This is a genomic window from Streptomyces sp. NPDC043746 (assembly GCF_056436485.1).
This window is the reverse complement of record NZ_JBWKCM010000055.1, coordinates 3,388-12,414: the sequence shown is the minus strand read 5'-3', so window position 1 is coordinate 12,414 and position 9,027 is coordinate 3,388. Positions and strand designations below refer to the sequence as shown.

Annotated in this window: 9 protein-coding genes and 1 pseudogene; 5 read left to right on the top strand and 5 right to left on the bottom strand. The window is 72.1% G+C overall.

Annotated features, from left to right (window positions below):
* Positions 1-233 precede the first annotated feature (233 nt).
* The 3 genes and pseudogenes from AC0682_RS31050 to AC0682_RS31040 form a co-directional block, all read right to left on the bottom strand.
* The gene (locus AC0682_RS31050) at positions 234-968 is read right to left on the bottom strand and encodes a DJ-1/PfpI family protein (protein WP_478536552.1); all 735 of its coding nucleotides are present in this window, start codon (positions 966-968) and stop codon (positions 234-236) included.
* 148 nt (positions 969-1,116) lie between these two features.
* Positions 1,117-1,674: a DJ-1/PfpI family protein gene (locus tag AC0682_RS31045; protein ID WP_478536551.1), complete on the bottom strand. Its 558-nt coding sequence runs from the start codon at positions 1,672-1,674 to the stop codon at positions 1,117-1,119.
* Between the two features lie 161 nt (positions 1,675-1,835).
* Positions 1,836-2,785 (bottom strand): annotated as a pseudogene (locus AC0682_RS31040) (GlxA family transcriptional regulator).
* Positions 2,786-3,413: 628 nt separating this feature from the next.
* Between AC0682_RS31040 and AC0682_RS31035 the strand changes: the two are divergent.
* Positions 3,414-3,992: a TetR/AcrR family transcriptional regulator gene (locus AC0682_RS31035; RefSeq protein ID WP_478536549.1), complete on the top strand. Its 579-nt coding sequence runs from the start codon at positions 3,414-3,416 to the stop codon at positions 3,990-3,992.
* A 62-nt stretch (positions 3,993-4,054) separates the two neighbouring features.
* Here the strand turns inward: AC0682_RS31035 and AC0682_RS31030 are convergent, their stop codons facing one another.
* Positions 4,055-4,690 (bottom strand): ScbR family autoregulator-binding transcription factor, encoded by a 636-nt coding sequence (locus tag AC0682_RS31030; RefSeq protein WP_478536548.1) that lies wholly within the window; start codon positions 4,688-4,690, stop codon positions 4,055-4,057.
* Positions 4,691-4,831: 141 nt separating this feature from the next.
* On the opposite strand from AC0682_RS31030, the gene AC0682_RS31025 reads away from it, so the two are divergent.
* From AC0682_RS31025 to AC0682_RS31015, 3 genes are all read left to right on the top strand, one after another.
* Positions 4,832-5,830 carry a ScbA/BarX family gamma-butyrolactone biosynthesis protein gene (locus tag AC0682_RS31025; protein WP_478536547.1) on the top strand — a complete coding sequence of 333 codons (999 nt, stop codon included), beginning with the start codon at positions 4,832-4,834 and terminating at the stop codon, positions 5,828-5,830.
* A gap of 33 nt (positions 5,831-5,863) precedes the next feature.
* Positions 5,864-6,181, top strand: a complete 318-nt coding sequence (locus AC0682_RS31020; RefSeq protein ID WP_478536546.1) for a LysR family transcriptional regulator — start codon at positions 5,864-5,866, stop codon at positions 6,179-6,181.
* 157 nt (positions 6,182-6,338) lie between these two features.
* A complete protein-coding gene (locus AC0682_RS31015; RefSeq protein WP_478536545.1) occupies positions 6,339-7,094 on the top strand; it encodes an HAD family hydrolase in 756 nt (251 codons plus the stop codon).
* On the opposite strand, the gene AC0682_RS31010 is transcribed toward AC0682_RS31015, so the two are convergent.
* Positions 6,991-7,593: a TetR family transcriptional regulator gene (locus AC0682_RS31010; RefSeq protein ID WP_478536543.1), complete on the bottom strand. Its 603-nt coding sequence runs from the start codon at positions 7,591-7,593 to the stop codon at positions 6,991-6,993. The genes AC0682_RS31015 and AC0682_RS31010 overlap by 104 nt on opposite strands.
* A 150-nt stretch (positions 7,594-7,743) precedes the next feature.
* Here AC0682_RS31010 and AC0682_RS31005 point away from each other — a divergent pair.
* Positions 7,744-9,027, top strand: a 1,284-nt coding sequence (locus AC0682_RS31005) for an acyl-CoA dehydrogenase family protein (protein ID WP_478536542.1), incomplete at its 3' end; no start/stop codon positions are given.

Genomic DNA, 9,027 nt, shown 5'->3' with positions numbered 1-9,027 from the left:
GTTGCACTCGCGTCATACATGACGGTCTACCGGGCCAGACTGTGCCACGAAGCCGCATCCCGCAGATTGATCACGACTCGATACGCTCCCTAGGCCGGTGTGGCTCGGTCTGGTCAACGAGCCCGACGCGACAGAGGACATCCCCGCCTGGGTCCGGGCGGGCGGCCTCGGCGCCGCTCCCGGCCGGAGACGGACGTCGGCGTGCGACGGCCACGAGCCGGGTCGTGCCGGGGTCAGGAGTTGTTCCGGCGCGCGGTCCAGACGGTGCCGCGGGCCTCGTACTCCAGCATGCTCTCCAGGCCGAGCGCGGCATCGACGCCGAGTTCGCGGTGGACCAGCCGGAGTGCGAGGTCGAGGCCGGAGGTGACGCCCCCGGCGGTCACCAGGTCACCGTCGTCGACGACGCGGGCGTTCTTCAGGACCCCGCCCTGGCGTTCCAGGTCGGCCTTGGCCCGGTGGTGGGTGGTGCAGGGCCGGCCGTTGGTCAGGCCGGCGGCGGACAGGAGCATCACGCCGGTGCACAGAGCGCTGATGGTGAGCCCCGGCCGGGGGGCCCGCGCCAGCGCCCGGGGCAGGTCGCCCCGCTGGATCTCGGCCCAGACGCCGGGGTCCTCACGGCGGGCGTAGCCACCGCCGGGAACGACCAGCAGGTCGGCCTCTTCCGGGGCCCAGGCGTGGTCGGCGCGCAGGCGGGTGCCGTAGGCGGCGGTGACGGTGCGAGGGCCGTCGAGGGCCACGTAGCGGATCTGGACGGTTCGGTCGGTGAAGTAGTCGGACGCGGCGAACACTTCATAAGGGGCCGCGAGGTCGAGTTCCTCAACGCCCTCGAAGAGCACGACGTGCACGCGAAGGGAGTCGGCACTCTCGTGTCGGAGTGGTGCTGCGGCGGAGTTGTGCGTGGTGGCGCCGGTGGCGATGCCGGCGGCCCCGAGCGCGGTCGCGGTGCGCAGGAGGGTGCGTCGCTTCACGGATCGTCTCCTTCTGGGTGGTCGGCGAGGAGCGGGAAGGGCCTCAGAGGGCGAGCGGCTCGTCGGCGAGGTAGGGGGGTGCGGGGTCGTACCGGAGTTCACGCCTCACCGCGCGCGCGTGGTCCCGGCCGTGCAGGTGCCCGACGAGTCAGAGGGCGCTGTCGATTCCGGCGGACACGCCCCCGCAGGTGACGAGGCCGCCGTCGTCGACGACCCTGCCGCCGACCACGTGTCCGCCGTCCCGGCGCAGCTCGTCCCGGGCGATGTGGTGGGTGGTGCAGCGGCGCCCGGCCGTCAGGCCCGCCGCCGACAGCAGCATGGTGCCCGTACACACGGCGCCGAGGACGAGGCCCTTTCTGGGGGCCGCCGCGAGGGCCCGGGGCAGGACGCCCCGCCGGATCTCCCGTTGGAGCCCGGAGCCGTCTCCGTACCCCGCGCCGGGCGCGATGATCACGTCCGCCGAGCGGGGCGACCAGGCGTCCCGGCACACGATCTCCATACCGGCGGACGTCGTCACCCGCCGGGGGCCCTCGACATGGACGAAGGACTGTGCGACGAGCTTCTCACCGGCGATGCCGAGCACCTCCACGTGACCGGCGAAGTCCTGCTCCTCGGCGCCGTCGTACAGGACGGTGTGGACGCGTAGCGGGCGTGCGCGCGGGGGAGTGGCTTCCGGCCGCGAAGTCGCGCTGGGGCGGGTGGACACGGGGCCTCCGTGAGGAGTGGCGGCGTGGTGTACGAGACCGCCGGGACGTGGGAACACGCCCAGTCTTCCGGCGGCTCGAGACCCATGGAACGGGCACGCGTGCCGCGGGTGCGGAAGATCCGGCCAACCCCCTTGCGCCTGAAGGCCCTCCGCTCCGCCGCTCAGACGAGAAAGGCAGCCCGGTAGGCGGACGGTGTGGTGCCGACCTGCCGTGCGAAGTGGTGGCGCAGTGTCTCGACGGAGCCGAACCCGCACACCTCCGCCACCCGGGTCAGCGGCAGCGCCGTCGTCTCCAGGAGTTCCCGGGCGCGCTGGACGCGCTGTGCGAGCAGCCAGCGCAGCGGCGTGGTCCCGGTCTGGGCGCGGAAGTGCCGGGCCAGGCTGCGGCGGCTCATCATCGCGTGTGCGGCGATGTCGGCCAGGCTCAGCGGTTCGCCGAGTTCGCCGCGCATCCACTGCAGGGTGTCACCGAGGTCGGCCGTGTCCTCCTCGGGCGCCCGGTACTCGATGTACTGCGCCTGTCCTCCCGTTCGTTGGGGCGGCATCACCAGCGTGCGCGCGGCCATCGCGGCCACCGCCGCGCCGTGGTCCCGGCGGATCAAGTGCAGGCACAGGTCGAGCCCGGCGGCGATCCCGGCCGAGGTGAGGATCCGGCCCTCGTCCACATAGAGCACCGACGGGTCCACACGCATGCCCGGAAACAGCTCCGCAAGCACGTCGGTGAACCGCCAGTGGGTGGTCGCGCGGCGCCCCCCTCCAGGAGCCCGGCGTGGGCCAGAGCGAAGGCTCCCGTGCAGATCGAGGCGATGCGGGCCCCGCCGGCCGCCGCCTCTCGTAACAGTCGCAGCGCCCGCGGAGACGGGACCTGGTCGTGCGGGATGCCGGGTACGACCACGGTCCCCGCGCCCAGGACGTCGTCCCAGCCGTACGAGGAGGAGATCCGGAACGGCTCGACCGGGCCGGCCGTCGCCGCCACCGCCCGATCGGCACAGACGCGCACCTCGTAGGCCGGTGTCCCGTCGTGGCCCGTGGGAATCGCGAACGCCTGGCAGGGGATGGCCAGATCGAGGGCTGACACTCCGTCGAGGGCGAGAACGGCGACCACGTGCATACGTCGGGAGCCTACGCGGCCGGGAGAGCGGCTCGGCGGGCGGTCCGCGAAGCGGGGCGGGTCGGCAGTGGGCCGCATCCAGTACGGGATGTCACGACGAGGGACGCTGTCGCGCACGGGGGTGGATCCCGCTCGGTGCCCTCCGGTGGCGGCACCGCGCCACTGCCTCGGCTCGGCTCGACGAGGTGCGTCGGACGGATCGGGCGAGGGGGAGCACATCCGTTGCTCGCGAGAGAACCGCCTGGACCGTCGTCGCAGCTGCGACGTGTCGCCGCCGGCGACTGGAACCAGGCGCCGTGGGAGAACGGTCCCGGCGGACCCACCTCCATGCCGAGTTCGGCGGCAGCCAGGGCACAGTCCCCTCGTCGAGGGGGACGGCGAGCAACTCGTGCGTCGGTTGCCGTGGGGCCACGCCGCTGTCGGACCGCCCGCAGCCCGACCTGACTCGAGCGGGACGTCCGCGGTCGGATCGACGAGTTGAACAAGAGCCCCGAGCCGCTGTCAGTACGAGGACTGCCGACGGCCGCCCCCGGCATTCTCCCCCGTACGGCACCCGGACTACCCGCTCAGAGCGCTGGGCAGTAAGCTAGAGGCTTACGGTAGAAGGCTTGGATTATTAGGGAAGCGTGTGAGAAAACGAGCGGGCCTGACCGTCGAGAAGATCACGCAGGCCGCTGCCGCCCTGGCCGACGAGGTCGGTATCCAGGCGGTCACTCTCTCGGCGCTGGCCCGCGACTTCGGAGTCAAGGACGCCAGTCTGTACGCGCACGTCAAGAATCTCCAGGACGTGCGGACTCGGGTGGCGCTGCTCGCGGCCGAGGAGATGAGCGACGAACTCGCCGCCGCCATCGCCGGCCGGTCCGCGAAGGGTGCTCTCATGGCTTTCGCCGACGCGTATCGCAAGTACGCTCTGCGCTGTCCCGGACGGTACGCGGCAACTCAGATGAGGCTGGACCTCGACCAGATATCCGACGCCAAGGGGTTCGTCCGAAACATCGAGTTGACGTATGCGGTGCTGCGGGCCTACGAACTCGAAGAGCCTGACTTGACCGACGCGGTCCGGTTCATGCGAAGCACGTTCCACGGCTTCATCACGATCGAGGCGACCGGCGGGTTCGGGCACCCCCGAGACCTCGACGGGTCCTGGCGCAGAGTGGTCGAGTCGGTTCATACGGCGCTTCGGCAATGGCCGCAGGGCGCGGTATGACACCGTGACGGCGCCAGCACCCGCAACGGCTCGCGTCGGCTCTGGTGAGCTCCGGTCCCGCGTCAGTCGACGACGAAGCCCCTGAACACGGCGTCACGCATTTCGACGTACCGCTCCATCATGTCGGCGCGCTCCGTGAGCACGTCCGAGATGTGCTGGACGCCGAAGAACGCGGACACGACCACCCGGGCGAGGGCCTCGGGATCGGTGTCGGCGCGGAGCTGCCCCGCGTCCCTGGCCTCCGCGATCAGGGTGGCGAGCATCTCCCGCCACCACTCGTACGGCTTGGGGAGGTTCCCGCCGATCAGGGAGCGCTCGATCTGCAGCCGGGCGCCGGCCTGGACCACGCTGTCGCCGCGGAACGCCTCCGCCGTGCCGTCCAGTACAGCGAGCAGTGTGTCGAGCGGAGTGCCCTTCGAGGCGCGCATGCGCTCCACGAGTTCGGGCCAGCGCTTGTAGTGCTCCTCGACGACGGCGATGGCGAGCACGTGCTTGTTGGCGTAGTGGAAGTACACCGCGCCCTTGGTCATCCCGACCCGGTCCGCGACGTCCTGCAGGGTGACGGTGGGGTAGCCCCGCTCCGCGAACACCTCGGCTGCGGCGGTCAGGATCTGGGCCTTGGTGCGTCGCGAACGCTCCTGTTTGGGCTGGCTGGTGGCCGGTTGGGTCGTGTCCGGGCTGCTGTTCGTAGCGTGCACCGAAGCCCGCCTCCTTCGTCGTGTGAGCCCTGGGAGTGCCCCTGTGGGCCGGTGGGGCTCTGCTCTTGAAATATCCCTTCGGGAATGTATATTTTCCCGAAGTCGATCATAGTCCCACTCGCTGGGGCTGCTGGGGGGGTCATGTCGATCTGCATCTCTGAGAACGTCCAGGGCATGGGCGCGTCGGAACACGCTCTTACCTACGACCAGACGGTGTCGCGGGCCTTGGTGCACCGCGCCGCCGTGTCCGAGGTCTTCCTGACGGACGCGTGCAGAGTGGACGACACGGAAGGTGTCCGCATAGCCGCGCAGTGGCCGCGCAGTCACGCGCTGTACGAACCGGACGAGGCGGGCTTCAGCGACCCCGTCCTGATGGTCGAAACCGTCCGTCAGGCCGCCGTCTACGCGGCCCACCGCTTCCACGACGTGTCGCTGACCCACCGCTTCATCTTCTGCGACCTGCGGCTTGACATCGATGTCCCGCACCCGCTGCGGGTAGGGGCGACACCGCTGCACGTGGTGCTCGACGGGCGGTTCACCCCGAACGGCAACCCGACCGCCGAGCGCTTCGAGGCGCGCTTCTCCACGGCCGTCCACGTCGACGGACAGCGCTGCGGCCGAGCCTCGGTGAGGCTCCTCGCGGTCGGCGACGAGTCCTACACCGCGCTGCGCTACCGCGTGTCCACGCTGGTCGGCGGACCCCGGCCGACACGGCCCGGGATGCTGCTCTCGCCCACCGAGGTGGGGCAGGTCCGCCCGGAGAACGTGCTGCTCAGCAGGGAGGGGGTCGGGCGGTTCGGCGTGCACCTGGCCACCGGGCACCCGGGCTACTTCGAGCATGCGTGCGACCATGTCCCCGGCATGGCCCTCGTCGAGGCGTTCCGCCAGGCGGGCCACCAGACACTGCGCCAGTCCGGGGAGCTCAGGTCCCACCTGATGACGGGCTGCGAGGTCAGCTTCGACTCGTTCGGCGAGTTGGACGTCCCCGTCACGATCCGGGCCCACCAGCACCACGCGCCGTCCGCGGGGCCGGGTGACCGGTCGGTCCGGCTGACGGCCTTCCAGGGCGAGGTCGCCCTCGCCCGGGCCACCACGACGTACCGCCTCCACGGGACCTGTCAGCCGCCCGTCACTGTCTGACGCCCACCGTCGTACGGCCAGAAGGGGATCGTCGTGGAGATCCATCAGTTGCGTGTCTTCCGCGAAGTGGCGCGGGAATTGAGCTTTACGCGGGCGGCCAGGAACCTGCACTGCGCCCAGTCCACCGTCACTGGTCAGATCAAGAGCCTGGAATCGTCCCTCGAGGTCGTCCTCTTCCTGCGGCGGGGCCGCTGCCCCATCGAGTTGACGCCCGCGGGCTCGGTGCTCCAGAGCCGGGTCGACCAGCTCTTGCGCGAGGTCGAAACGGTAGGCCGCGAGGTCAAGGGCGCCGCCCGGCACGGGGAGTTCGGCCACCACCGGAGTCACCTCCCAAGCGCCCACGCGGTCTGAACCGGCGGTGGACACCTCGTGCCGGGCCGCCCTGCCCGGACGGCCGTCCGCCCCTTCCGACGTACCCCACCGGCAGGTCGTACCGGCCGGACCCGCCGTGTCACCATCCGCCTCCCCCGAACTGCCGCCGCCCGGAGCCGGAGGCGGCAAGGACACCATGAACCACCCCTCAAACGCCGTCGCCTTCTTCGACGTGGACGAGACGCTCATCAACCGCAAGAGCATGGCCAGCTTCCTCGCCTTCTGGTGGCAACGGTCCCGCGAGGACCGGAACCGATACGCCCGGGCGCGCGACGAACACCTTGGACAGCAGGCCGCCGGGGCGTCCCGGGCCCAGCTCAACCGCGCCTTCTACCGCAACTTCCGAGGTGCGCGCGCCGACGAGCTGCACCGGGCCGGACGGGACTGGTTCGCCGTGGAACAGGCCCGCGGGGACCTCTTCCACCCGCCCGCCGTCGAGGCCCTGCGCGCCCACCGGCGCGCCGGTCACCACATCGCGCTGGTCTCCGGATCCTTCCTGCCGTGCCTGGCGCCGGTCGCCGACGTCCTGCGGGTCGACACCGTGCTCTGCACCACGCCCGAGGTCCGCGAGGGCGTGCTGACCGGCGAGGTCGGCCCGCCGGTGATCGGCCCGCGCAAGGCCGAACTGGCGCGACGGACGATGGGGGAGCGCGGCGCGGACCCGGCCGGCTGTCATGCGTACGGAGACCACTCCAGCGACGCGGACCTGCTGCGCGCCGTGGGCCGTCCGGTGGTGGTGGGTGCTGACCCCGTGCTCAACCACCTTGCCCTGCGGGAGGGTTGGGCCACTATGCCGGGATGCCCCCGGGAGCCGGGTGGCACACCGCGGGCAGCAGTGTCCGCCACACCTGCGGGGAGGCGTCGTCCAGTGTCACCTGGGAGCCCGCGGTGATGTGCCGCAGCCCGAGCAGCACGGCGAGCAGGAGCTGGCTGAGCACTTCGGGCCGGTGGACCCGATCGATCGTGCCGCTGTCCTGGGCCACCGCCACCAGTCGCTGCAGCAGCTCCTGCAACTCCTGCACCTGCTTGGCGCGGACCCCCTCGGACCACGCCTCGTCCAGCACCAGGCGCAGGCCGGCGCCGAACAGGGCGTCGTGCCGGACGCGGTGGGACAGTTCCGTGAGCAATGCGTCGAGCACCTGGACCGGTGCCCTGTCGGAGTCGGCGGCTGCGTCGAGGGCCTTCTGCCAGTGCTGCTCGAACTGCCGGGTCAGCTCGGCGCTCAGGGCGGCCTTGGACGAGAAGTGCCCGTAGAGCGCCCCCTTGGTGAGCCCGGTGCGTCGCGCGATGGTCTCCAGGTTGGCGCCGGCGAACCCCTGGGCGGCGAACTCCTCGGCCGCCGCGTTCAGGACCAGCGCATAGGTACGTCGTGCTCGGTCCTGCTTCACCATCGCGTAGTCCCCACCTAAACACCTCCCCAAAAGATTCCTTCGTGGAGGAATCCTTTCCCATCTCGGAGTACCGCGCAAGGGGCTCCGTCCGGTGAATATAAGCCACTTCGTCAAGTGCGGGTCATGCACCCACAGAGAGAGAGCAAAAAGATGACGCTTTCCAGTCACCTCGCCCCGACGCCCCCCACCCGGGTCACCGTGCGGGACGCGGCGACCCTCGGCGCGCGCCACGCGGCGGAGTCCGAGCTCCTTCGCACCCTGCACCCGGCCGTGGCCGGGGCGCTGACCCGGGCCGGGTTCCCGCGCCACTTCGTCCCTGCGGAGTTCGGCGGCGATGCGGGCACGTTCGCCGAACTCGTCGAGTCCGTCGCCCTGCTGGGGGAGGGGTGTGCCTCGGCCGCCTGGTGTGCCGCGCTCCAGGCGGCCCACGGCAGGCTCGCCGCGCACCTGCCGCACCGCGGGCAGGCCGAGATCTGGGACGCCGGCCCGGACGTGCCGATCGCGGCGGCCGTGGTGCCGCCGGCCGGGGACCTCGCCGAGGCGCCCGGCGGCTACCGCCTGTCCGGCCGCTGGCACCTGGCGAGCGGCGTCGACCACGCCGACTGGCTGCTCCTGGCCGCCCCCGAGCCGGGCGACGGCAGCCGGAGCCCCCGCATCCTCGCCCTGCCCCGCGCCGACTTCACGGTCGAGGACACCTGGCGCAACAGTGGACTGCGCGGGACCGGCAGCAACTCCGTGACCGTGGTCGACGCCTTCGTGCCCTCGCACCGCACCATGTCCCGCGACGTACTGGCCACCGGGCGCCCCGAGGAGGGCGCGGCGCGCTGTCACCGCGTCCCGTTCCCCCTGGTGGCCTCCCTCATGTTCGCCGCGCCCGCGCTGGGCGCGGCGCGCGGAGCGCTGTGCGCCTGGACCGATGGGCTGGTCGGGCGCGCGACGGACGACGGCGGCGGGCGCCTGGACGACGGCGTGGCCCAGCAGGTGCTGGCCCGTTCGTCCGCCGAGATCGACGCCTCGTACCTCCTGCTGCGCGGCGCCGCCGAACGCGCCGACCATGCCCCGCTCGACCGGCTGCCGGTGGCCCGGAACATGCGGGACGCGGCCGTGGCCGTGGAGATGCTGGTCGCCGTGGTGGAGCGGCTGTTCCGCAGCGGCGGGACGCGGGTCCAGTCCGAGACGGAGCCGTTGCAGCGGTTCTGGCGCGACGTGCATGCCCTGGCGGGCCACGGTGCCTTGCGTCTCGCGCCCGCGGCAGCCGCCTACGCGCGGTCGGTGGTTCTGGAAGGGGGTCGGGGATTTGAGGGGGGCGGGGGGGGGGGGGGGGGGGGGGGGGGGGGGGGGGGGGGGGGGGGGGGGGGGGGGGGGGGGGGGGGGAGGGGAGGGGGGGGGGGGGGGAGGGAGGGGGGGGGGGGGGGGGGGGGGGGGGGGGGGTGG